This window comes from Nonomuraea sp. NPDC050022 (assembly GCF_044460705.1).
In the GTDB taxonomy this organism is placed as follows: Bacteria; Actinomycetota; Actinomycetes; order Streptosporangiales; family Streptosporangiaceae; genus Nonomuraea.
Genome location: NZ_JBITKE010000008.1, coordinates 551965 through 576230, shown reverse-complemented (window position 1 = coordinate 576230; position 24266 = coordinate 551965). Strand labels below are relative to the sequence as shown.

Annotated in this window: 20 protein-coding genes; 12 read left to right on the top strand and 8 right to left on the bottom strand. The window is 69.9% G+C overall.

Annotated elements, in window-relative coordinates; all coding sequences use genetic code 11:
• Positions 1-142: 142 nt before the first annotated feature.
• The gene (locus ACIBO2_RS34915) at positions 143-763 is read right to left on the bottom strand and encodes a TetR/AcrR family transcriptional regulator (RefSeq protein WP_397302474.1); all 621 of its coding nucleotides are present in this window, start codon (positions 761-763) and stop codon (positions 143-145) included.
• Positions 764-922: 159 nt separating this feature from the next.
• Here ACIBO2_RS34915 and ACIBO2_RS34910 point away from each other — a divergent pair, with 159 nt between their 5' ends.
• The 4 genes from ACIBO2_RS34910 to uidA all read left to right on the top strand — a co-directional run bounded on the left by ACIBO2_RS34910 (position 923) and on the right by uidA (position 5850).
• Complete coding sequence (locus ACIBO2_RS34910; protein WP_358552336.1) at positions 923-2209, top strand: sugar ABC transporter substrate-binding protein; 1287 nt, start codon at positions 923-925, stop codon at positions 2207-2209.
• Positions 2210-2271: 62 nt separating this feature from the next.
• The gene (locus ACIBO2_RS34905; RefSeq protein WP_358552334.1) at positions 2272-3150 is read left to right on the top strand and encodes a sugar ABC transporter permease; all 879 of its coding nucleotides are present in this window, start codon (positions 2272-2274) and stop codon (positions 3148-3150) included.
• Position 3151: 1 nt separating this feature from the next.
• A complete protein-coding gene (locus ACIBO2_RS34900) occupies positions 3152-4021 on the top strand; it encodes a carbohydrate ABC transporter permease (RefSeq protein ID WP_358552332.1) in 870 nt (289 codons plus the stop codon).
• A 41-nt stretch (positions 4022-4062) separates the two neighbouring features.
• Complete coding sequence (gene uidA, locus ACIBO2_RS34895) at positions 4063-5850, top strand: beta-glucuronidase (RefSeq protein WP_397302470.1); 1788 nt, start codon at positions 4063-4065, stop codon at positions 5848-5850.
• A gap of 8 nt (positions 5851-5858) precedes the next feature.
• Here the strand turns inward: uidA and ACIBO2_RS34890 are convergent, their stop codons facing one another.
• Together ACIBO2_RS34890 and ACIBO2_RS34885 are read right to left on the bottom strand one after the other, a co-directional pair.
• Positions 5859-6044: a hypothetical protein gene (locus tag ACIBO2_RS34890; RefSeq protein ID WP_358552328.1), complete on the bottom strand. Its 186-nt coding sequence runs from the start codon at positions 6042-6044 to the stop codon at positions 5859-5861.
• Between the two features lie 81 nt (positions 6045-6125).
• Positions 6126-7307, bottom strand: coding sequence for an RNA-guided endonuclease InsQ/TnpB family protein (locus ACIBO2_RS34885; RefSeq protein ID WP_397302467.1), 1182 nt, complete (start codon positions 7305-7307; stop codon positions 6126-6128).
• A 211-nt stretch (positions 7308-7518) separates the two neighbouring features.
• On the opposite strand from ACIBO2_RS34885, the gene ACIBO2_RS34880 reads away from it, so the two are divergent.
• Positions 7519-8229, top strand: a complete 711-nt coding sequence (locus tag ACIBO2_RS34880; RefSeq protein WP_358552440.1) for an N-acetyltransferase — start codon at positions 7519-7521, stop codon at positions 8227-8229.
• A gap of 39 nt (positions 8230-8268) precedes the next feature.
• Here ACIBO2_RS34880 and ACIBO2_RS34875 read toward each other — a convergent pair whose 3' ends face one another.
• The 3 genes from ACIBO2_RS34875 to ACIBO2_RS34865 form a co-directional block, all read right to left on the bottom strand.
• Positions 8269-10974 carry a M48 family metalloprotease gene (locus ACIBO2_RS34875; RefSeq protein WP_397302464.1) on the bottom strand — a complete coding sequence of 902 codons (2706 nt, stop codon included), beginning with the start codon at positions 10972-10974 and terminating at the stop codon, positions 8269-8271.
• A 37-nt stretch (positions 10975-11011) separates the two neighbouring features.
• Positions 11012-11338, bottom strand: a complete 327-nt coding sequence (locus tag ACIBO2_RS34870; protein ID WP_397302462.1) for a hypothetical protein — start codon at positions 11336-11338, stop codon at positions 11012-11014.
• Positions 11339-11553: 215 nt separating this feature from the next.
• A complete protein-coding gene (locus tag ACIBO2_RS34865; protein WP_397302459.1) occupies positions 11554-12102 on the bottom strand; it encodes a hypothetical protein in 549 nt (182 codons plus the stop codon).
• Positions 12103-12268: 166 nt separating this feature from the next.
• Between ACIBO2_RS34865 and ACIBO2_RS34860 the strand changes: the two genes are divergently transcribed.
• Together ACIBO2_RS34860 and ACIBO2_RS34855 are read left to right on the top strand one after the other, a co-directional pair.
• On the top strand, positions 12269-13099 hold the full coding sequence (locus ACIBO2_RS34860) for a hypothetical protein (RefSeq protein WP_397302456.1): 831 nt from the start codon (positions 12269-12271) through the stop codon (positions 13097-13099).
• A gap of 67 nt (positions 13100-13166) precedes the next feature.
• Entirely contained in the window at positions 13167-14081 is a 915-nt protein-coding gene (locus ACIBO2_RS34855; RefSeq protein ID WP_358552316.1) for a maleylpyruvate isomerase family mycothiol-dependent enzyme, read from the top strand.
• Positions 14082-14307: 226 nt separating this feature from the next.
• Here ACIBO2_RS34855 and ACIBO2_RS34850 read toward each other — a convergent pair whose 3' ends face one another.
• Complete coding sequence (locus ACIBO2_RS34850) at positions 14308-15330, bottom strand: ADP-ribosylglycohydrolase family protein (RefSeq protein ID WP_358552314.1); 1023 nt, start codon at positions 15328-15330, stop codon at positions 14308-14310.
• Positions 15331-15432: 102 nt separating this feature from the next.
• On the bottom strand, positions 15433-16263 hold the full coding sequence (locus ACIBO2_RS34845) for a SpoIIE family protein phosphatase (RefSeq protein ID WP_397302452.1): 831 nt from the start codon (positions 16261-16263) through the stop codon (positions 15433-15435).
• A 304-nt stretch (positions 16264-16567) separates the two neighbouring features.
• Here ACIBO2_RS34845 and ACIBO2_RS34840 point away from each other — a divergent pair, with 304 nt between their 5' ends.
• From ACIBO2_RS34840 to ACIBO2_RS34820, 5 genes are read left to right on the top strand one after another with little or no spacing between them, the layout of a single operon-like run.
• Complete coding sequence (locus ACIBO2_RS34840) at positions 16568-17722, top strand: ATP-binding protein (RefSeq protein ID WP_358552310.1); 1155 nt, start codon at positions 16568-16570, stop codon at positions 17720-17722.
• Positions 17719-18837 carry a hypothetical protein gene (locus tag ACIBO2_RS34835; protein ID WP_397302448.1) on the top strand — a complete coding sequence of 373 codons (1119 nt, stop codon included), beginning with the start codon at positions 17719-17721 and terminating at the stop codon, positions 18835-18837. The genes ACIBO2_RS34840 and ACIBO2_RS34835 overlap by 4 nt, the downstream gene beginning before the upstream one ends.
• A complete protein-coding gene (locus ACIBO2_RS34830) occupies positions 18807-19517 on the top strand; it encodes a sigma factor-like helix-turn-helix DNA-binding protein (RefSeq protein WP_358552306.1) in 711 nt (236 codons plus the stop codon). The genes ACIBO2_RS34835 and ACIBO2_RS34830 overlap by 31 nt, the downstream gene beginning before the upstream one ends.
• A gap of 60 nt (positions 19518-19577) precedes the next feature.
• A complete protein-coding gene (locus ACIBO2_RS34825; protein WP_397302445.1) occupies positions 19578-23255 on the top strand; it encodes a WD40 repeat domain-containing serine/threonine protein kinase in 3678 nt (1225 codons plus the stop codon).
• Between the two features lie 2 nt (positions 23256-23257).
• On the top strand, positions 23258-24250 hold the full coding sequence (locus ACIBO2_RS34820; RefSeq protein ID WP_397302442.1) for a hypothetical protein: 993 nt from the start codon (positions 23258-23260) through the stop codon (positions 24248-24250).
• Positions 24251-24266: the final 16 nt, after the last annotated feature.

Here is a 24266-nt window from a genome sequence, read left to right as displayed (position 1 = left end):
GAACGAAAGACAGGTGAGTGAATGACCGTCAATGTAGGAAAGCGCTTTCCAGTCGTCAACGCGAACGCGATCTCCGGCGTCCGGTGAGAAGGCGTCGTGGCTGGCCAGAGCATGACAAGGCCATTTGCTGGGAGTGAAACTTTCAGTTCTGCCGCTGTGGTTCCAGGAGGTCCGCCAGCGAGGACCTCATCGCCGCGACCAGGTCCCGTCGCGGGTTGATGAGCCACTGGAGTTGAAGTCCGTCCCACAGGGCCACCAGAGACTCGGCGATGCTCTCGGGGGCCCGGCTGTTGCAGACGCGGCCCGCGTCCTGGTCTCGGCGAATGGCGATCGCCAGCGTCTCGATCAATCTGTCGTACCTGTCACGAAACCACTCATGCGCCGGATGGTCCGCAGCCGACGACTCCGCGGCCATGAGGGCGAGCAGCCTCAGCATCTCGGGGCGTTCGAGGTTCCGGTGAACGTACTGCAGCACGGCGTACGCCACACCCTCCTCCCGGCAGTCCGCGGTGAAGGAGTCGGCGTGCGCGGAATCGGCGTTCTCGAGTACGGCCACGAGAAGCGCGCTCTTGCTGGGGAAGTGATGGACGACGCTGGTCAGGCTGAGGTCCAGCTGCTTCGCGATCTCCCGCAGCGACCCGCCTCGATAGCCGCGGGCGGAGAAGACGGAGGTCGCGGAGGCGACGATCTCGGCCTGGCGGCGCGCGCTCTTGGCGTAGGGGCCCCGCCGCGTGCCGGGTCGGCTCGCCGTCTCTTCGGTCATGCGATCAACCCTATGGGCCGTGCGTCCGTTGCAGGGGGAATTCGCCCAACGAAATTATGGCAACTGTTCGGTTTTTGGGATAACGTCTCGCTCACCCACACCACGACTTGCGGAGGAAGCGGTGGAGCTTCCCTCGGGTGGAGAGGACCGGGACCACAAATGTGCAGCTCAACCATTGCGAAGTCACTTGTCGGCGGCCTGGCCGTCGCACTGCTTCTGACCGGCTGTGGCCGGTCCGACGCCGGCCCGGCGCAGTCCGCGGCGGCCGCCCCGATTGACGCCAAGCCTGCCGACGGCGCCATCACCGTTTGGGCGATGGGAACGGAGGGCGAACTCCTGCCCAAGCTCGCCGCCGAGTTCAGCAAGGCGAACCCCGGCGCGAAAGTGCAGGTGACAGCGGTTCCCTGGCAGGACTACGCCAAGAAGGTGCAGACCGCCATCGCCTCAGGAGACACTCCGGACGCCACCATGGTGGGGGCGGTGGACCTGGCGGCGTTCGCGTCCACGGGCGGGCTGGAGAAGGTCCCGTCCAAGCTCGTCGACTACGACTCCTTCTACCGCGGCGCCGTCCAGAGCACCCTCTTCGAGGGCGCCGAGTACGGCGTCCCCTGGTATGTGGAAACGCGCTCCCTGTTCTACCGCAAGGACATGGCCAAGGCCGCCGGGGTTTCCGCCCCCAAGACCTGGGAGGAGTACGGCCCGTTCCTCCAGGCCCTGCAGAAGCAAGGCGCCAAGTGGGGGTTGTCCCTGCCTACCGGTGCCACGGCGACCTGGCAGGGTGTCGTGCCGTTCATGTGGCAGGCCGGCGCCCAGATCATGAGCGAGGACGGCACCAAGTTCGCCTTCGACACGCCGGAGGCGCTCAAGGGGCTCGAGTTCTACCGGTCCTTCATCAGCTCGAAGATCACCAGCCCGAACGGCCCGGTGAGCCTGGGCGAGATCGAGCCGCAGTTCGTCGCCGGGTCCACTGCCGCGCTCATCGCCGGCCCCTGGGAAGGGAGCCTGCTGAAATCCGCCGGAGGCGCGTCCTTCGTCGACGACAAGGTCGGCATCACCCCGCTCCCCTCCGGGCCGAAGTCCAACGCCAGCTACATCGGCGGCGGACAGTGGGCGGTGTTCAAGGACGCCAAGAACCGGGAGGGCGCCTGGAAGTTCATCCGGTGGATGGCCGCCCCTGACGCACAGAAAACCTGGTATGACCTGTCCGGAGACCTGCCCGCCGTCGAGTCGGCCTGGAACGAGGGCAAGCTCGCGACCGATGCGACGTTGGCCGTGTTCCGTACGCAGCTGAAGACGGCACAGCCCGGACCGACCACCACGACGTGGCGGCAGGTCACCGCGGTACTGGACGCCGAGTTCGAAAAGGTGGCCAAGGGCGTCTCCTCGCCGCAGGCGGCCTTGCAGGAGATCCAGAAAAAGGCGTCGGCGATCGGAACCGGGGCGTAGAGATGGCCTCTCTTGCCACCACGCGCTCCTCGTCGGGCCGGGCTGCCAAGCCACCGCAGACTATGTCTGGACATTCCCGGCGCACCCTGGTCGCGTGGGCCTTCTGCGCGCCCTTCATCGCACTCTTCGCCACCTTCGGCGTGTGGCCGGTGCTCTCCTCGTTGTCGATGAGCGTCACCGACATCACGAACCGGGACGTACGGGCACCCTTCAGTGTCAACTTCGTGGGCATTGAGAATTACACCAGCCTTTTCGGGGACCCGACCTTTCTCCGGGCAGCTCTTAATACGGTCTACTTCGTCGTCGCGGGAATCCCGCTGACGATGGTCATCGCCTTGGGTCTCGCCGTCGCGCTCAATTACGGGATCCAGCGGGCGAAGGGACTCTTCAGGGTTGCGTATTTCGCGCCCGTGGTGACCAGCATCGTGGCGATAGCGGTGGTGTGGAGATACCTCTACCAGGAGGACGGAATGATCAACTCCGCCCTCGCCGTCGTGGGAATCCACGGCCCGGACTGGTTGAACGACCCGAACTGGGCCATGCCCGCGCTCATCCTCATGGCGGTCTGGCGCCACTTCGGCATCCCCATGGTGATTTTCCTGGCCGGACTGCAGTCCATTCCCGAGGAACTGCGCGAGGCGGCCCACATTGACGGCGCCACCCGCTGGCGCACTTTCCGCAGTGTCACCCTGCCGCTGCTCAGACCGGTCACGCTGGTGGTCGCCGTGCTGCTGAGCATCGGTTATCTGCAGTTCTTCGAGGAGCCGTTCGTGATGACGAGTGGTGGCCCGCTGGACAGCACCACCTCGATCAGTTACTACGCCTTCGAGCAATTCGGCTTCGGCAACTACGGCACGGCCGCCGCCGCCTCGTACGTGCTGGTGGCCGCGATCGCGCTGCTCAGCCTCCTGCAGTTCCGTATCTTCCGAGCGAAGGCGTGATATGACCACTGCGAGCGCGAGCACCGGTGCGGCCACGTCCGGCATCGGCGTACGAATCCGGCCTGCCCGCATCATGCTCTACGGCGCCCTCGTCATCGGCCTGATCGCGACGCTGGCACCGTTCGCGTGGATGTTCCTGGGATCGGTCAAACCGACCGGGGAAATCGTCGCCTATCCGAGCTCCTGGCTTCCCCGCTCTCCGACGCTGGACAACTTCGAACTGCTGCTGTCGAAGCAGAATTTCGGCCTGTACTTCTTCAACAGCGCGCTGGTCGCCGCGGTGTGTGTCATGGGCAATCTGCTCTTCTGCTCCATGGCGGGGTACGCCTTCGCGAAGATGGAGTTCGCCGGAAAGCGGCTGCTGTTCGGCCTCGTCCTCACGATGCTGATCATCCCCGGAACCACGACTTTCGTGCCGCTCTTCGTCCTCGTCAGCAACATGGGACTGAGCAATTCCTATCTGGGATTGATTCTGCCCTTCCTCGTGACGCCGCTCGGCGTATTTCTCATGCGCCAGTTCATCCAGGACATTCCAGATTCGCTGGTCGAAGCGGCCCGGCTCGACGGTGCCGGGGAAACACGCATCTTTCTCCGGGTGATCGTCCCGCTCTGCCGGCCGGCGCTGGCGACACTGGCGATCCTGACCTTTCTCGCCCAGTGGAACAACTTCCTGTGGCCGCTGGTGATCGCGCAGACCGAAGATCATTACACGCTTCCCGTAGCGCTCGCCCTGTTCTCGGTGGGCGCCAACGGCACCAACTACGGGCTGCTGCTCGCCGGTGCGGTCACCGTCGTCACCCCGATCCTGGTGCTCTTTCTGTTCCTCCAAAGACAGTTCGTTCAGGGCATCGCCAACACCGGCATCAAATAACCACCGCGTGAATCACCGCGCGGAGAAAAGGAGCACCGACCATGCTTCGCCCGCAGGACGGCCCCACCCGCGAACGCCGCTGCCTGGCCGGCTTGTGGAGGTTCCGGCTGGACGCCGAGGGAGCAGGCCGCGCCGAAGGCTGGTGGCGCTCACCCCTCGCGGAAGCCGTGGACATCCCGGTACCGGCCAGCTACAACGACATCTATCCCGACGTAACAGTCCGGGACCACGTCGGCGACGCCTGGTACCAGACGAACGTATGGATACCGGCCCAGTGGACAGGACAGCGCATAGTCCTGCGGTTCGACGCCGCTACCCACCGCGCGACCGCCTGGGTCAATGACACCGAGGTCGTCACCCACGAAGGCGGCTACACCCCGTTCGAAGCCGATGTGACCGCACACCTGCGACCGGGAGCCGAGAACCGCGTCACCGTCGTGGTCAACAACGAACTGAGCTGGGCGACGATCCCGCCGGGCACCATCGAGGAACGTCCCGACGGCCGCCGGGTGCAGCGATACTTCCACGACTTCTTCAATTACGCGGGCCTGCACCGGCCGGTCTGGCTCTACACCACACCCCCGGAGCACATCAGCGACATCACCGTCACCACGGCCTTCGACGACACCACCGGCGTCATCGGCTACCGGGCGAACAGCACCGGGGAGACGGACTCGGTCCGCGTGTCGCTGCGCGACGCCTCGGGTGCCGAGGTGGCCGCCGCCACGGGTGCGGTCGGCACCCTGCGGGTGCCCGACGTACATCCTTGGGCACCTGGCGACGGCTACCTGTACGAACTCGAGGCCACGCTGCTCAGCGCGTCCGGGGAGGTCACCGACAGCTACCGCCAGCCGGTGGGCGTACGCACGGTGGAGGTACGCGGAAAGCAGTTCCTGATCAACGGAACCCCCTTCTACTTCAAGGGATTCGGCAAGCATGAGGACGCGGCGGTGCGCGGCAAAGGGCACGACGACGTGCTGATGGTGCATGACTTCGCGCTGATGGAGTGGACCGGCGCGAACTCCTTCCGCACCTCGCACTACCCGTACGCGGAGGAGGTTCTCGACTACGCCGACCGGCACGGCATCGTCGTCATCAACGAGACGGCGGCCGTCGGGCTCAACCGCAACATAGGCGGAGGCGTCTTCAGCTCCGGCGAACGGGTGCTCACCTTCTCCCCGGACGCGGTCAGTGACGAGACTCAGCGCGTCCACCTGCGGGCGCTCCAGGAGCTGGTGGCGCGCGACAAGAACCGTCCCAGCGTCGTGTTGTGGTCCGTGGCCAACGAACCCGACCACGTCCAACCCGAAGCGCGCGACTACTTCGCCCCACTGGCAGCGGAAACCCGCCGCCTCGACCCGACCCGGCCCGTGGCCTACGCCAACGCGCTGCTCGCGCCGCCGGACCAGTGCGTGGTCACCGACCTGTTCGACGTGGTCCTGCTCAACCGTTACTACGGCTGGTATTTCGGTACCGGCGATCTGGAAGCGGCCGAGACCGCGCTGGAGGCCGAACTGCGGCAGTGGGCGGCGCTGCACGACAAGCCCATCGTCATCACCGAGTACGGTGCCGACACCTACCCCGGCCTGCGCAGCGTCGTGCCCAACCCGTGGACCGAGGAGTATCAGGCGGAGCTGCTCGACGTGTATCACCGGGTCTTCGACCGGGTCGACGCGGTGGTGGGCGAGCAGGTGTGGAACTTCGCCGACTTCGCCACCACACCGGGCGTCTTTCGCGTCGACGGCAACAAGAAGGGTGTTTTCACGCGCGACCGCCGCCCCAAGACTGCCGCCTTCCACCTGCGCGCCCGCTGGCGCGAAGACGAGTGAGCCCGGCCCTAATAGTCGACGGCCTCAGGCGCCGGGCCGATTCGGCGGGCCAATTCCGCTTCGTCATACCGCACGTCTATGCCGTGCTGTTTCATCACCGAGACGAGCTTCTTCAGCGAAATGTGAATATCGGTGTGGCCGACCTCCTGCCACCCCACGTTCGACCCGTTGTCCGAATCCGCGGGCATCATCATGATGGGAACCTTGGCCCATCCTATTTCCGAGCACATGATCGCACCTCCGTCCGAGGTGGAGCCGCATACGTACCTCTTGAATCAACTACCACCGGTTGAAGCTGGTGGTTTGCTCTCGCGGTCCCGTCTGGCTGAAGGGAGGCCGGTAGCGTGTGGCTGGTTGATGGCAGCCCAGCCCGCTACGCCGCGTGCGGCGATGTTGCGGGCTGCGATGTGGTCGGCGTGCCCAGCGAGGCCGCACCTTTGGCAGACGAACCGGCCCCGCGCCGGCCGATTCGCCCTGGACACGCACCCGCACTCCGGACACGCCTGCGAGGTGTGGGCGGGGTCGACCAGGACGAAGGCGATCCCGGCTCGGGCGGCCTTGTAGCGGGTGAAGGTGATCTGCTGGGCGAAGGCCCAGTTGTGCAGGGTGCGCCGCTGGAACCGATGAGCCCTTACCCGCCCGCGGATGCCCTGCAGATCCTCCAGGGCGACCCCGCGGCCGGTGCGTTCGGCTTCGCGCACCACGAACGTGCTGATCTGGTGGTTGAGATCGGTCACCATCCGATGCTCACGCCCCGACAGACGGCGCAGCACCCGCCGCGCCGCAGACGTGCCCTTCTTCTGCAACCGGCGGCGTTGGCGGTGCCGTCGCTCCCGCAGCGTGCGGACGTGGCCGTTGCCGCCGACCGGCCCCGGCAGGGCGGGGCCGGGCAGCACCGCGCCATCGGAGGTGACCGCCAGGTTCGCCACCCCTTGATCCACCCCGACGAAGCCGCCAACCGGCTCACGCGCCACCGGCTTCGGCAGGGTGAGGGCGACCTGCAGCAACCACACCCCGTGCCGACAGACCAGGTCGGCCTCCCCCATCGGCAGCGTGTCGATGGCTTTGAGGTCGTCTGGTCGGCCGGTGTAGGGGACGGTGACGCGCCCGGTGGGAGTCCACAGCGACACGGTCCGGGCATCACGATTCCAGCTCATCAGCCGGGCGTCGTACGGGACGGCGCCGTGCGGGCGGAAGATGTGGGCGCGTTTCTTGCTGGAACGCCGGTTGGCGTAGGCGCCGGCGACCCGGGCGATGGCCCGCACGGCCGCTTGCGCGCCCAGCCCGGCCACCTGCGCCCGCACCTCGTAGTAGGCCAGCCGGTGCAACTCCACCACGGTGAAGGTGCGGTGCTGCCAGGCCAGGCGGGAGACGACGGTCGCCGCCTGATTGCACACCAGCACCGCCGCAGCCAGGGCGTCGGCTTGGGCCGGTGCGGGCGTGAGCCGCAGTTGCACGGTCGTGGGGCAGGCCGTGTCGTTTGGTGGTGGAGCGGCGGATTGCCATCGTGCACCTCCTGTCACAGCGTCCTCACCCACCGCACATATTACCGAACGTGACTGAGCCTTTCCATGCTGTTTTCGGTCTCCGCGCCACCATTCAGATTAAGTCGCCAGGCATGCTGAGCCTCCGAAGTGTGTCGACGTGGCGGAGCGCCACGTCGGTGGCATGCTCCGGCGTACCCGGACGCCGGCCTCGGCCATACGATCGCCGCGGTCAAGTTGGTCAAGATCACATGGGGCCAGGCCCATGGACCGCCCTCACGACCCCTACGCCGTCGTCGCGAAAATTCAGATGCCCGCCACGAACCAGTGCTCTACTGTCCGGGAAATGAATCTTCGCGATGAGCGGCAGGGCGACAGAGAACCAGTGCGGACGGTGCATCTGCGGGCGTTCGGCGACCATGGAGCCGTCGTGACCGATCTCGTGGATACCCTGCGCGGCGCGATCACACCTGACACGGGCATCTCGCTGGTGGCCGAGGACGCCGGAAGGGTCATCGGCCACATCATGTTCACCTCGAGCCTGCTCGACGCGCCACGGCGACTGGTCGAGGTGCAGGTCCTCAGCCCTTTGGCCGTGGCGCCCGAATATCAACGGCAAGGCGTCGGATCGGCCCTGGTCCAGCGCGGCCTGGAGGTGCTCGCCGAACGCTCTGTCCCCCTCGTCTTCCTCGAAGGCGACCCGGGCTATTACCATCGCTTCGGCTTCCAGCCGGGGAGTGTCCATGGCTTTCGTAAACCGTCCCTGCGCATTCCCGACGCGGCCTTCCAGGTGATCCGGTTTCCCGCATACGAGCCATGGATGACCGGGACGTTGGTCTACTCGCAGCCATTCTGGCAGCACGATGCCGTTGGTCTCCGTGACCCTGACAACTAGGTTCAGCCCCCGGCGTCTGGGCACGGTATCGGCAGCCTGTCAGGGTGGGCAGAGGGTCGTGAGGCGGCGCAGGTGGAGGGCGTACGCCTGGGAGTCTCCGTCGGCGATCGCTTGACGCAACGCCAATGCCTCGTCCGTCATCACCGGGTGGGTCGAGCGGTCGGCCGCGTCCAGGAACGCGAGAAAGGTGGCCCGCGACTCTTCGTGGCTCAGCGCGCCCGTGCCTCTGCCGGTTGGCAGGCGGTGGAGCAGGTCGCAGGCTTCCAGGGCGGCTGGATCCAGACGCAGAGTGGTGGGCGGTGGTTCGGGGGGAATCCGTACGGCTTCTGGGATCCACAACACGGTCAGTGCGGCGACGGCGATGGCCATGGGGACGATGAGTGAGATGCCCGCGGCGGGAGCGGTGGGGGAGGGGCGCCTGGATACGACGGATGCGACTCCGGTCAACCAAGCGGAGACCAGTGCGGCGGCCAGGGCAGTGAGAGAGCCGACGACCGTCACCTGTCCGAGCGGGAGGCGTACCGCGGACAATGACACGTCCCACGCGCAGGGGCCGGGTCTGAGACTGAAGGCGTCCAGACAGCCGCCGAGGACGCCGGCCGACGGCATGACGAGCGCGCCGACGGCACCCGTGAGGAAGGCCGCCACCATGCCCAGGACGACGGCGAAGCGCTGCCGCCTGACAGTGACCACGCAGGCCACGAACGCGGCCGCCACCGCCTGCAGCAGTATGGCGAGCGACACCTGCCAATGGTTGAACAGCAACGCGAAGCCGGGCATGCCGCGCTGGGCCGGTGCGTACGCCTGGTGAGCCAGGAAACGGATGGCCAGCAGCGCCGCCGCGTACGCCACCGCCGCCCCCACCCCCGTCAGTACCGCCAGTCGGATGGCAGCGGCCGGCCGGGCGAGCACAAGCGGCGGGCGCGTCAGGCTGGTGAGACGGGTCAGCCAGTTCGGGCACCCGTGGGCCGGCGGCCTGACCAGCCACGCGCCCAGCGGAACGGCCCAGACCCCGACCAGCACGGCCGCGATCACCCCCTGCCGCGAGAAGTACTGGCTGAGCGGATGGTTCAGCGCCAGCCACAGCCACCAAGGCCCGGCCCGATTCACCGTGGCGGTGCCGTTCAGCCCGCTCGCCTGGAGGTAGTCGCTCACCGGCAGCTCGGACAGATCCGGCACCTCGAGCGTCAGCGACTGGACGCCGAACCAGCACGCGAACAGGCAACCGGCCGCCATGACGATCGGCACCACGGCGGCACCGATCGGCGCCCTCCCGATGACGGGAAGCCACGCGGCCGCTGTGGTGGCGATCCACCGCACGATGAGGCAGGCGCACGCGACGGTGACCGCCGCCGAGACCAGCCAGAGCAGGGGAGTGATGTCGCCCGTCCCACTCCAAGATCCGGTGATGGCGCTCGATGCTGACAGAGGTTGCCCCAGCACCAGGCCGAGCCCCAGCCCGAGCCCCACGTACGCCAGCCGGGAACGTGCACGCCCCCTGACCGCCCGGTACGCCGACCAGCGCCAGACGGCGACGGCCACCACGCCCATCGCGAGCGGCGCGAACAGCAGCGCCGACAGCCACCGGTTGACCAGCGCGTCGAGCCGGGGTGCCGCCAGCCAGAGCAGGGTAGCGAGGTTGCCGTACACGATGGTCGTCGCGAGCCCGGCGCCGAAGGACTCCCAGAAGCCCGGCGCGAAAACAGCCTGCGGATCCCGCAGCAGCCGCAGCCGGACCTGCGGCTCGAAGTGCCGCCGAACCAGCCCGCCCCACGGAAGCGGCCCGCGCCACGGAAGCGGCCCGCGTCGTGAAGACTGCCCGCTCTGTGAAGACTGCCCACGCCACGACGGCAGCCCGTGCCTCGAACCGCCGCTTGGGGAATCCTCGTGCTGCCGACCGCTCAGGACGGCCTCAAGGCCGCCCGCCCCGCCCTCCCACATGGCGGCACGCACATCGGCGTATGTCTCGCGCGATCGGAGGACGGCATTCCGGGTGAAGTAGACCACGACGAGCAGGAACAACAGCCGCCAGACCACCCCCAGCGATGTCCCGTCCGGCTTGTCGGCCAGGCTCACCGTCACCGGCACCAGAGCGACGATGACGAAGGCCCGCCAGAACGCCACCGTCAGGTACGTCCTGTCGACGTCGGCGTTGCGCAGGTGAGCGAGTTCGTGCAGGACGATCGCGCGGAAGGCTGTCCTGTCGGCGGTCAGCTTCGTGACCAGGCCGGCGTTGAGGCCCAGGTAGCGGCGGCCGTAGCGGCCGAAGGCGACGCCGCCGACGGTGCCGGTCAGCCGCCACAGGTACGTGGGGGGCCGCGCGAGGCCCGCGACGGCCACGAGGCCGTCGAGTTCGCGCACGTGGTCCGGAGCGTCCTCAGCCCGCAGGGGCCGCAGCCCGAGCCGGCGGATCCGCCAGGCGGGCAGGTACCAGTAGATCAGCCCGGCCACCAGGAAGAGCAGCGCGAGCCCGCCGGCCACCCAGACGGCCTTGGCCTGCTCGTACGGCGCCACGCACGCGAGGAACCGGCTGGCGACCGCCCCCATGTCCGAGCCCTCGGCTCCAGGCGCGACCTCCCAGCAGCGCGAGTAGGCCCGCTCCTCGCTCGCGCCCTGCGGCGACAAGCTGAAGTAGAGGATGTTGACGGCGAACACGCTCGTACTGACGATCGAGCCCATCAACAGCACAAACCGCAGCGCTGTCTGAGAGGGCACGGCGAAGGGATCGAGCGGGCGCTCGTTCATGCGCCAAGGTTTTCGGTGGGGCCGAGCGGGAGCCTGTTCATGCGCCGAGGCTTCCGATGACGGCGTCGGCGAGCAGTTCGGCCTTGTCCTCCGGCAGGTCCATCTGGCGGGTCTTTTCGATCGCCGTCATGCGTACCCGGGCGAGCTGCTCCGGGGTCAGCGGCGGGACCGGCGGCAGGGCGTCGTTCTCGGCCTCGGCGGTGCGGCGCAGCAGAGCGCGCATCGTCCGGCGCAGCCCGTCCTTGCCGCGATCGGTCACCACACGGGCGACGTCCTGCGCCAACTGGTCCAGGATCGCCGAAACGACAGGGAGTACCACGGGTGTCATCAGGATGACCGCTGACTCCAGCCCGAACCCCAGCATCTCGTCGCGCCTCGCCCGCCCGGCTGGGAGACGCCGCCCCTGTCGAAGTAGACCGTCGCCACGATCGGGAAGAGTGGCAGTTCCTCAGGAGCGGCGCGTCTCACCGTTTCGCGGGCGATCTCCTGAAGCAGATCGCGGTCCGCGAGATCGAAATCACCGATGCCGTTCATCTCCGTTCCGGATTTCGCGTAGAAGTTTCATCTTTTGACCCGGGCTTAGCAATCCTGAACATAGCTATAACCGCTCAGGACAAGGGTCCGATAGGGATAGCCGAAACCGGCCGGATCCTGACAGCCCTGCCATGACCACGACTCCCGCCGAGGGGCGGTGTTGGGAATGTAGAAGGTCATCTGAGTTCGCTCGACGACGACCGTGCCCGCCCATCGCAGCCGGCCTTTGGCGATGATCAGATCTCCCTCGGGGCCGAGGGTGACCGAGCCGTAGGCGGTGCCGCCGGACGTTCCGCCGCTCCAGGTCCCCTGGAACTCAGCGGGTACGGCCGACCTGGGAAACGCCTGCTGAGGATCATCGGGAACATTCGTCCGTACGGGCGGGGCGTACCTTCGCACCGTGGGGACGTACGAGTCGCCGCCCCCGTCGCCGGGACCCCCGCAGGCGCTCGTCGCCAGTACCGCGGCGCACGCGAGCGCTATGCCGAGCCGTACACCGCCTGTGTGCCTGGACCGCCCCGCGCCGAGCCGTACACCGTCGGCGTACCCGGACCGCCACACGCTCCGCGCGTGAAACCCGTCAGAGTGTTCCATTTCATCATTTAGGCGTATTCCTGGCGTCGCCCCTGCTTTTCCGCCGAACCGCGACCGAATTGTCTGCCGCGCCATGATTCACCCTCCCCTTTCCCCATATTCTGCGGACCGGATCCGGTGCCGCGGAATACGCTCTTTGACGTAGTCCGAGGGGGAGGAGGCGGACATGGGCCGCTCATTGATGAACCCCATGGAGCTGAGCTATCAACTCGGCGACCTGCCCGGCCGCGACGCCTATTTGGCCGCCGCGGCCGCCTGCCTCATTTCCGCCCTCGACGGCGACGTCGTCGGCTGGAACAATCTCGACCTCCCCACCCACTCGGTGGAGCTGTGGTTCGACCCGCCGGACGCCGAGATCTCGGTGGATCTGCTCGCCGCCGTCATGGACGAGCACCCTCTCGTCCGCCACTACCTCGACCACCCCGGAGACGCCTCCCCGCGGCGGATCAGCGACTGTCTCGCCGAACGCGCCTGGCGGTCGCACCGCGTCTACCGCGAGCTGTTCGTCCCGATGCAGGCCCGGCACCAGCTCGCCATCGTCGTCGGTACGTGGCTGCCGTCGGGCGGCCTCGGCTGGGCCGTCAACCGCTCCGGCCGCGACTTCAGTCAGACCCACGTGGAGGTGGCGCAGGCGCTCCAGCCGGTTCTGACACTGCTCGACCGGATCTACGCACCGGGAGCGCCAGGAACGCGGGGAACACTGGGAATGCCGGGCGCGCCAGGAACGCCTGGAGCAGCGGGAACGTCTGGAGTAGCGGGAGCGCCGGGAGCGCCGGGAGCGCCGGGAGTATCGGGAGTATCGGGAGTACCGGGAGTACCGGGAGTACCGGGAATGCCGGGAATGCCGGGAATGGGGCAGCGCCCAGCGCGCAGCAGATCGCCTGCCTGCGCCGGATCAGCGTCCGCACCGTCCGCAAGCACCTGGAGAACGTCTATAGCAAGCTCGGCTGCCACGACCGATTGCTGGCCGTCAACCGCGCCCGCCACCTCGGCCTGATCTGACCCGTCGGCCGCTCCGGCGCCTTTCACCCATGGCAGAACATTGCTCGGTAGTGTTGTTGCCTATGACGGACATATTCGACGACCTCAAGGCCGAGTATGAGCAGCTGGACACCGTCCTCGCTGGTCTCACCCCCGCCGAGTGGTCCCACCCGTCGGCCGCCGAGGGCTGGACCGTCTCCGACGTGGTCCTCCACCTCGCCCAGAGCGAGGAACGCGCCGCCGCCTCGCTCGCGGGCGAGGACGTCACGATCAGGCGCGAGCCCGCCGCCGACGGCGTGCGCGGTCGGGACGGCAGTGCGTCCGGTCGAGACGACAGTGCGTCCGGTCGAGACGATGGAGCGTCCGGTCGGGACCGTGGAGCGTCCGGTCGGGACCGTGGCGCGTTCGGTCGCGAGTCCCGCGACGGCGGCGCCTCCGGTCGGGAGTCCGGCGGCGGCGAGTCCGGTAGAGGGGTGGACGCGGCGGTGGACGCCAGGGTGGCCGCTCAGCGGGGCATCGCCCCCGCCGATCTCCTGGCCCGCTGGCGCAGGGCCGCCTTCGCCATCCCCGACGCCCTACGCGCCCAGCCCAAGGGCACTCGGCTGTCCTGGGTGGCCACCTCGTTGTCCCCTGCGACCCTGGCCACCACCCGGCTGGCCGAACACTGGGCCCATGCCTACGACATCACCGCGCCCCTCGGCATCCCCTACCCCGACACCGCGCGCCTGCGCCACATCGCCTGGCTCGGCCACCGCACCCTGCCGTACGCCTTCGATGTCGCGGGCGTCGAAGGCGGGCCCGTCTACTGTGAGCTGACCTCACCCGACGGCGAGCTCTGGCGCTTCGGCGACCCCACCGCCGCCTCCACCGTCACGGGCCCCGCCGCCGACTTCTGCCGCGTCGGCGCCCATCGCCTGGCCCCCGCCGACTCGACGCTGAAGGCGACCGGCCCGTACGGCGCCAAGGCACTCGCCGTCCTGCGCAACTACGCCCTCTGACGGCTCCCACCTGCGACTTCCACGACTGACTTCCATGCCTGGGAGCGATACCACCGCACGGCCGACGCAGCCTGGGAAGGACCGCCGCACGGTGAACGGAGTCTAAGGAGGGCCGCCGCACAGCGGACGGGGCCTGGGACGCATCGCCGCGCAGCGGAGGGAGTCCAAGGAGGGCCGCCGCATGGCGGACGGAGCTTGGGGCGAGGGCCGCCGCACTGTGGACGGATCAGCCGAGCGTGGTCGATAGTTCGTCGGCGAGCCGCTCGATCGTCTCCCGGCCCTCCAGCGGTCGTGACCACGCGGCCGGGAACGCGGCGGTCCCGTGCACGGCGCCCAGGAGGTTGCCGCAGACCGAGCCCGTGGAGTCGCTGTCTCCCGAGTGGTTGACCGACAGCAGCATCGCCCGCTCCACAGACGGCCCCACCGCCCGTTCCACCAGCGCGCAGTAGACCCCGATGGCCAGCGCCTCCTCGGCCACCCACGCCCCGCCGAGCGATTCGACCGCCTCCGGCGTGTGCTCGCCGCTGCGGGCCAGCTCGACTGCGGCGTGGAGCGCGCTTGTCGTCTCCTCGTGCCGCGGGTAAGTCGACGTCAGATCCAGGGCATCCTGTACGGCGTGCGCCAGCGGTCGCCCCGCCACCAGGAGTGCGACGATCGCCGCGAATGCCCCGGCGGCCAGGTAGCCGGTCGGATGCCCGTGGGTGATCTGCGCGCAGGCGGCGGACAGCTCGAACGCGGCCCGAGGGTCCCTGACGGCCAGGCCGAACGGGGCCGAGCGCATGACCGTTCCGCACCCCTTGGAATCGGGGTTCACCGGGCCTGGCTCGCCGAGCGGCGCCGGGCCGGGGAAGTGCCGGTGCAGGCCCGACAGGCAGGCGTTGCCGGGTGCCCGCCGGGAGTACAGCCAGCCCTCCTCCCGCAACCGGCCCGTACGATGCGGACCGTCCGGCGGCGGAGGCGCGGGATGGTCCTGGGTGTCCAGCCAGCGCTGGTACGCCTGGCGTACCGACTCCACGGCGTCGGCCGGGGCCTCGGCGCGGATGAGGCCCTCAACGGTGAAGAGCGTCATCTGTGTGTCATCGGTGATCAGTCCGCTTTTGCCACGCCAATCGGTGACATATCCGGAAATACCGTCTTTGCCGTGATGCTTGCGGATCTCCCTGAGCGACTGGAACTCGATCGGCGCCCCCAGCGCGTCACCGATCCCCCCACCGAGCAGGCAGCCTCGAACTCGATCCCGGAAGTCCATGGGAAGATCCTGCCACTTCCTGCCACTTCCTCCCGACCGGCCTCCCGGCAGACGGGCGGACGGGCAGGCCGGCGAGGTCGCCCGCGGCCGTCGCGAGACCCCTCAGGTGGTGACGAAGTCCGCGATGACCACCGTCGCATCATCCTTCGGCTCCACGGCGGCCATCTCGTCGAACACCCTGTCCAGGCACGCGGCGGGAGACGGGCCACCGGCGAAGAGCTCCGTCATCCGGGAGGCGCCGAGCGCCCGGATCGCCCCGTTCGTGATGATGACGACGCGATCACCAGGACGGAGGGACACGCTGCCGACCTGCGGAGACAGGGCGGGCGCCAGACCGAGCCCGCGCGGCGGCGAGCCGTCCTCCAAGGAGTACGGCGACCCGTCCTCGAAGGAGTGCGACGTGGTGAGCGGCTGCGGCCGCGCGCTCTTCGGGCAGTGCCAGATCGCGCCGTTCCCGACATGGGCGAAGCGCAGACATGGGCTGTCCGCCGCGTCGAGGATGATCAGATCCAGGGTGTTGACCAGGCCGGACGTGTCGGGGTCGAGCTGAGCGGCGGTGCGCACGGAGTGGTGTACCGCCTGGGCCCAGCCGTCCATGTCCACTTTCCGGGCCTCGCCGTACCGGGGCCGAGCGGCGACCACGGCGCCCAGGGCCACAGCGGCGGCGGAGACGTCGCCGAGCTGCCCGCCACCCCGCCCGCCGCCCTGCCCACCATCGTGGCCGCCGAGCTGCCCGCCGCTGGCCGTCGCGATCAGCCGCTCCTGGATGACGTACGCGTCGGACGGCCGGCCGTGCGAGCCCTCGTACGTACCGCCGACCGCCGACAATCGCGGCCGTGCCACCGGCATCCCGGGCGGCCAGGTCCCTCGCTGACCACGGATCGCCATCACGGACAGGCAGGTGATCAGGATCGCGATCACGATGAAGGTCATGAGGTCCCCTCCTGTCGCGGTCATCGCGACATGTGCCCCCGTAGCCGCGGTCATCGCGACACGCGCCCCAGTACACGCTCGCGCGCGGTGATACGACTGACGGCCGATCGGCCGTCATGCGGCGCGGTGGCGGGGGGTTCAGGGTGCGTAGGACGCGGTGCATCCCGCAGGAGAGCCGGCCCGAGGAAGCAGCGATGCTGACCCATGACCCCATCCGCCGCCACGACCGGAGAAAGCCGATCCGTTCACTTTCGGTGCGTTATCGTGAGACCCGTTTTGTGCTCCCATCGCGAGCGGACGGCGCATGGCTCACCCCGGTTCCACGAGGTACGACTCGGCGGCCAGGCAGTTGGAGCAGGCCATCGCTCGTACAGGAGCGGCGGCCCGTGTCGCCGTCGGCCTGGTGGCGGTCGTCGCCGCGGCGCTCGGCGCGGTGCCGCCGGTCTCCGTCGCGTGGCTGGTGCCGATGCTGGCGGTGGACCTCGTTTGGACGGCGCTGTTCGCCCGCCTGGTGTGGCGCAGGGAACTGCTGCCGAAGTGGCTGGCGGCCGGTGACGTGGCCATCACCATCACGTTGTGCCTCTCGCAGCGCCACCTCGTGGCCAGGGAGGCGCTCGAGGACGGCGCGAGCTGGATCGCGGGGCTGGTCACGATGACCATCGTCGTCGCCGGGGTCGCCTGGCCGCCCAAGGTGGCCGTCCCCACCGGCCTGGCCGTGTCGGGGGCGTACCTGGTCGGGGCCCGGCTCGCCTCCCCTCCCCAGGACGTGAGCATCACGCTGGGGACGCACGTCGTACAGATCCTCTCCATCGTGGTGCTGATGCTGCTGCTGCGCCGCTCGGCCGCCTCGGCGGACGCCTTCCTGCGGGAGAGCGCGCGCAGGGAGATCACGCTCATAGTGGAGCGGCTGCGGCGCGAGGACGAGCTGCGGCAGGTCGGCAGCATCCACGAGACGTCACTGCACACGCTGACCATGGTCGGCCTGGGCACCTACGACCAGCCCTCGTCCACCTTGCGCGGTCAGGCGGCGAGCGACCTGTCGGCGCTGGAGAAACTGCGGGACACCCCGCGCGCCGCCGCCGGTTCCATCGCCCTGGACGCACTGCTGGACGAGGTGGCCGAGCGGGTGACGGGCCTGGAGGTCCATCGGAGCCTGACGCCGGAGACGGTGCCGGGGGAGGTCGCGGAGAGCTTCGCCCGCGCCGTCACCGAGGCCCTGGCGAACGTCGCCCGGCACTCCGGCGTACACCAGGCGGAACTGCTCTCCAGCAGGCGCGACGGCGAGATTCGCGTGGAGGTCGCCGACGAGGGCCGCGGGTTCGACCAGGACCGGCTGCCGCCCGACCGGTTCGGCGTGCGCGGCTCGATCCTCGACACGATGCGGTCCCTGCCGAACGGCGGCGCTGAGATCTCCTCCGGCGGCCAGGGCACCAGGGTGAGCCTGTGGTGGCGGCCGTGACCGAAGAGATCGAGCAGGTCGCGCAGCGCTACGCCCGCTACACCGCGATCGGCGCCGTGATGATCGCCATGCTCTGGCACACCGGCTACGACCTCACGGTCACGATCACCGGCTGGTACGACTTCCGCTGGCCGGTGGTCGCGGCGGCGGCCTGGCTCCTGTACACCGCGATCGCCGTGCTGGCCGCGGTGGCCCTGCTGCGTACCTCCAGCGGCCCGGCCCGGGGACGCGAGCTAACCGTGCCCGTGCTGGCCCTGGACATCGCGGTGATCGTGGCCTGCTACCCCAAGGACCTGATCGGCCCCATCAACTGGGGCTGGGGCTCGGTGGGCTGGCTCGGCGTCATGCTCCTGTGGAACCGGCCGCGCGGGCGGGGCGAGCTGTTCGTCTTCCTCGCCGCCAACGCCGGCATCATGCTGGCGGCGATGGCCGCGACCGGGACGCTCGACCGCGTCTCCATCGCCAAGTACCTGATGGTCGAGGTCGGCAGCATCACCCTCCAGCTCGGTTACCTGGCCGGCTGCCACACGCTGCGCGTGCGCGCCGAGGACGCGGTGCTGCTGGCCCGCCGGCTCGCCGCCGACGACGCCTGGCGGGTCTCCGCCCAGCGCATCCACACCGACCGGCTGCGCAGGTACGACGCCATCCGCGACGTGGCCGAGTCGCTGCTGAAGCAGCTGGCCGACGGCGCCGATCCCGGCGATCCCCGCGTCCGAGCGGACTGTACGGCCGGCGCCATGCGGCTGCGCCGCCTCATCACCGAGCGCGAGGACGTACCCGACGCGCTGGTGTCGGCGTTGCGCGAGCGCATCGACGCGGCCGAGCGGCGCCAGGTCCTGGTGACGGCGCCGCCGTTCGGCGAGAACCTGCCCGACCTGCCGGAGGGCGTACGCGAGGACCTGCTCAGAGCGCCGATCCGGGCATTGGACGGCGCCAGGTCGCGGGCCAGGGTCACCGTGTCCGCGATGTCCACGATGATGAGTGTGGCGGTCGTGGCCGACAATGATGATCTGCCCATCAGCACCACCCCGGTGCACGAGCCGAGCGGCGTCGTCGTCACCTATCAGCGGCAGGGAGGGGAGTTATGGGTCAACAGCATCTGGCAGGGCCCGTGACCGTCGCCCTGGTGGAGGATCACCAGGTCGTGGTGGACGGCGTCAGGTCGTGGTTCAGCCCGCCGGGCCCGGTGCGCCTGGTCGCGCAGGGGTCCACGATCGAGTCCGTCCGCGGGGTGGCCGCCGACGTGCTGATGCTCGATCTCAACCTCAACGGCACCTTGGTCGTCGACCGGGTCGCCGAGTTATGCGGGGGCGGGCAGCGGGTCATCGTCTTCTCCGAGCACGAGGAGCCGGAGATCGTGCGCGCCGTGCTGGACGCCGGGGCCTCGGCGTTCATCGGCAAGGGACGGGCCACGCGGGAGTCCTGCCTGGAGACCATCTTGGAGGTGGCCGCCGACAAACCGAGCATGACGCCGCCGATGGCGCAGGCGATCGCGACCGACGAGGGCCCGCACCGGCCGCAGCTGTCGGACAAGGAGCGGGCCGCGCTGCTGTTCTGGTTCCAGTCGATGTCCAAGGCGTCGGTGGCCGCGCGGATGGGGATCAAGGAACGGACCGTACGCCAGTACATCGACCGGGCCCGCGTCAAGTACGCGGCGGCGGGACGGCCCGCGCCCACCAAGGAAAAACTGCTCATCTGCGCCATCCAGGACGGCCTCGTCCGTCCTGACGAGGTGACCGTCTACACCTCCCTGGCCGCGCGGTCAGGAGGGGAACCGCGCGGCCAGGAGAGGTGACCTAGGAGAGCCGTTCGGGACCCCTTCTCGATGGGATGATGCCGTTGCACCATCGAGAACATGCCCGCCCTTGTTCCCGGCGACCCGCGCCAGCTCGGTGAATACTGGCTCGCGGGCCGGCTGGGGGAGGGCGGCCAGGGTGTGGTCTATGAGGCTTACGACCCCGCCGGGCAGCGGGTGGCGATCAAGGTGCTGCATCCCGGCGCCGGGGCCGAGCTGCGGGACCGGTTCGCCAAGGAGGCCGCGGCGACCCGGCAGGTGTCGGCGTTCTGTACGGCCCGGGTGCTGTCGGTCGAGCTCGACGACCCCCGCCCGTACATCGTCAGCGAGTACGTCGGCGGCCCCAGCCTGCGCCGGGCGGTCACGACCGCCGGGCCGTACCGGCCGGACGACCTGCACCGGCTGGCCACCGGCATCGCCACCGCGCTGACCGCGATCCACGAGGCCGGGGTGATCCACCGCGACCTGAAACCCGACAACGTCCTGATCGGCCCCGACGGCCCGCGGGTGATCGACTTCGGGATCGCCAGAACGTCGGAGATGTCGCTCACCCCGACCGGCCAGGTCGCCGGGACACCGGCGTTCATGGCCCCGGAGAGTGTCATCGGCCAGCGCGCGAGCCCGGCCGTGGACATCTGGGCGTGGGGCGCCGTCGTCCTGTACGCGGCGACCGGCCGGGACCCGTTCACCGGCGAGAACCTGGCGGGGCTGCTGCACCAGATCCTCGCCGCCGCCCCCGACGTGTCCGGGCTGGCCGAGCCGCTGCGCGCCCTGGTCACGGCGGCCCTCGCCAAGGACCCGGGCGAGCGCCCCAGCTCCCGGAGCCTGCTGCTGGCCCTGGTCGGCGGCCGGGACGTCGTCTCACGCGACGGTGGCCGGGATGTCGTCTCGCGTGAAGGTGGCGGGGATGTCGTCTCGCGTGAAGGTGGCGGGGATGTCGTCTCGCGTGAAGGCGGCGGGGGTGTCGTCCCGCGCGACGACGACGGTGGGACGCGGGCGTTGCTGGCCGAGGGCAGCCGGGCCGCCGACGTGATCAGGCCGCCCGCCCTGCTCGCGCAGCCCCCCTTGGAGCTGGTGGCCGAGCAGATCTACCGGCGGCTGCGCGGCACCGACCAGGCGGTGGTGCCGCAGATCATGCTGCGCCTGGTCACACCCGGCGAGGGCGCCGAGGACATGCTGCGCAAGGTGCCGGCCGGCGAGCTCGACGACGGGGTCGTCGACCCGCCCAGGCTGGACCGGGTGCTGCTCGGGTTCACCCGGGCCGAGCTGGTGGTACGCGACGGCGACACGGTGTCGCTGGCCAACGCGGCCCTCCTGCGCGCCTGGCCGAGGATGCGCGGGTGGATCGACGCCGACCGGGCGGGCCTGCGCATCCACCGCAGACTCGGCGAGGCGGCCCAGCGGTGGGACGCGCACGGCCGCCGTACCGGCGACCTCTACCAGGGCGGCTCCCTGGAGGCCGCGCTGAGCTGGGCCGCGACAGGCCGCCAGCACGTGACGCTGAACCTCCTCGAGAACGCCTTCCTGGAGGCGGGCCTGGCCTACAGCCGGGTCCGGGCCCGTCGCAGACGGCAGGTCATGGCGGCGCTGGCCGCCATGCTGGTCGTCGCGCTGGCCGCCACGGGCGTGGCCGCCGGACAGCGGGCGGCGGCCGTACGGGAACGGGACATCGCGGTGGCCCGCAAGACCGCGATGCTCGCCGAGTCGCTCCAGACCTCCGACCCCGTCAAGGCCATGCTGCTGAGCGTGGCGGCCTGGCGGATCGCGCCGGTCCAGGAGGCGCGGGCCGTGCTGTACAGCGCGCTGGCGCAGCGCGAGCTGACCGTGCTGCCACCTCCCGCCGCCGGGGCGGACGCGCGCTTCGACCTCAGCGCCGACGGCCGCGTGCTGGCCGTCGCCGACGCGGGCCGGGTGACCCTGCGCGAGGCCGGCCGGACGATCCGCACGCTCGACGGCGTGGGTACGGGCGTCCGCGTGATCGCGCTGAGCGGCGACCAGACGAAGGTCGCCGTGTGCGGCCCCGATGGCGTCCGCGTCTGGGACGTGGCGACGGGCCGGGCGGGCCCACGCATCGCCGGGACCGCGCTCGGCGCGATGCTCAGCCGCGACGGGCGGCTGCTGGGCCTGGCGACGGCTGAGGGCAGGGGCGAGGTCCGGGACGCCCGTACCGGCAAGCTGGTCATGGGCACGCGGGACGAACGGATCGACCGGATCACCCTGTCCGACGACGGCCGCTACGCCGCCGCCACCTTCACCGACGCCCGCTACGAGCTGTGGGAGCTCGGCTCGGGACGCCGGATCGGGGGAACGGGCGGCGCGGTCGCCTTCGGGCCCGGCACGGCCGCGATCGCCACGGGCGGCGAGATCCGGCTGTGGAACCTGGCCACCAGACGGTTCCGTCCGGACTCGCTCGTCGACGGCATCACGGCCGCCTGGCTGTCCTTCAGCGCGGACGGGCGGCTGCTCATCTCCTACGACCGTACGGCCATCGCCGTCTGGGACGTCGCGACCGGCGAGCCGACGCTGCACTACCCGCTGACCGACACCTCCGGCATGCCCTCGGCCCGGCTCGACGCCGGGCACACGCGGCTCAGCTACCTGCTGGGCAGGGGCGCGATGGCGGTGCTCGACCTCACGGCGGGTTTCCATGCGGTCGGCGCGGCCGCCGCCGCGGCGTTCGACCCCGCCGGACGGCTCGCCGCGCTCCAGACCCCCGGCGGCCTGGTGCTGTGGGACGTCGCCGCCGGCCGGTCACTGGGCACACTCGGCCATCACCATCCCACCGCCGACGCCTCCGACCACACAGAGGGCACCGACGCCGCCGCCGACCACAGCGGCCACACCGACCACGCCGAGGACACTGACGCAGCCGCCGACCACGGCGAGAACGCTGACGACGCCGACGGCGCGTACGCCCTGGCGTTCAGTCCCGACGGCCGGACACTAGCGGCCGGATCGGCCGGGACGACCACGGTGACCTTGTGGGACGTGGCGAGCCGGACCGAGATCGCGCGGCTGCCGGTCGGCGGCCGCCAGTACATCGACGGCCTGGCCTTCAGCCCCGACGGACGGACCCTGGCCGTGTCCCCCGCCGAGGGCCGGGCCGAGCTGTGGGACCTTAGCGGTCACCGGCGGCTCGCGGACCTGCCGAGGGACGGGTTCGACGCGATGGCCTTCCGGCCCGACGGCAAGACCCTGGCGATCGGCGGCAGCGACGCCGCCCTCATCGACCTCACCGCCGGGAACGTCCTGCGCGATCGGCCGTTCGGCGGCAGCGTCGACGGGGCGAGGTCGCTGGCCTACTCCCCGGACGGCGCGACGATCGCGGTCGGCTTCCGGCAGCTCGGCGTCGACCTGTGGGACGGGCTCGGCCGCCGTCAGCTGGGGCGGCTGGCGCCGGGGCGCGGCGAGTTCGACACGGTCATGGCGATCGCCTTCCAGCCGGGCGGCGCCATCCTGGCCACCGGTGGGAGCAGCGGCCGCGTCCAGCTGTGGGACGTGGCGGCCCGTACCTCTCTGGGCGATCCGTTCAAGGCCCACGCCGGCGGGGTGCTGGCCCTGGGATTCTCCGCCGACGGCCGGCAACTGCACAGCATCGCGGCGGACGGCACCATCTACGCCATCCCCGTCGACCCGGCCTTGGCCGTGGCCCGGATCTGCGCCCGCGCGGACGCCGACCTGACCCCGGCCGAGTGGGACAGGTTCATACCCGAGATCCCCTTCAGAGAGGTGTGCTGATCATGGCGACCCCGAGGACCACCCCGCGGACGATCCTGTGGAAGCTGCTGCGCGACGACGGGATCATCGAGTCGATGGACATCACGCCGGCCCCGGTGATCTCCAGAGCGCCGCTGGTCGTCGAGGTCGCGACCGCCGGCGTACGCCGCCTCGACGGCCTCCTGTACGGCCCCGGCGGGGAGCGGGAGAGGCTCGCGTTCGAACACGTCGAGAGCGGCGAGTTCGGCGACCTGTGGCGGGCGGAGGCCGTGGTGAAGACCGTGGGGGTCTGGCGGGCGCGGGCCGGCGCGCGCGGTGACGCCGTGGAGGACACCTTCACGGTGGCGACCGACGACCAGGCGGGCGCGGTGACGCGGATCGACGCGTTCAGCCTGGCGCCCGATCCGGTGCCCGAGGGCGACGAGCTGACCTTCACCGGGGTCCTGCGAGCAGACGACGCGAGACCCGGCGGTCGGCTGATCCTGCTGGAGTTCCGCGCCGACCAGGAGTTCGCGTGGACCGAGATCACCCGTACGGAAACAGGGGAGGACGGGGAGTTCAGGGCGGTCGTCATCGCCCAGAACTCCGGCTTCTGGCGGGCGGAATTCCCCGGCTCCGGCACACCCAGCTCCGGGAGGCCCGGCACGGGGAGCGGTCTGTCCGCCGACGCCGAGGCGCTGCGCGGCTCGCGCAGCGCCCAGCAGCACTCGGAGGTGGAGAAGAAGGGTCTCTACCAGGTATCTCACACGGTCAGCGGCCAGTCGGTCCCGAAGAACACCACCGTCCGGCACACCGGCACGGTACAGAAGCGCGACAGCGTCAACGACCCCTGGAGCACGCTCAACAACGAGACGGCCGAGCTGCTCTTCAAGGGATCCGGCACCAACCGCAAGAGCGTCACCAAGGGCAAGGGCAGATACCTGATCAAGGCCAAGGCGGTGAGCAGCGGTGCGTGGGGGGTGAAGATCTCCAGCTCCGCCAACGAGTTCGCGGAGATCAGGGTGACCGTCAACTGAGTCCGCCCCTCGCCTG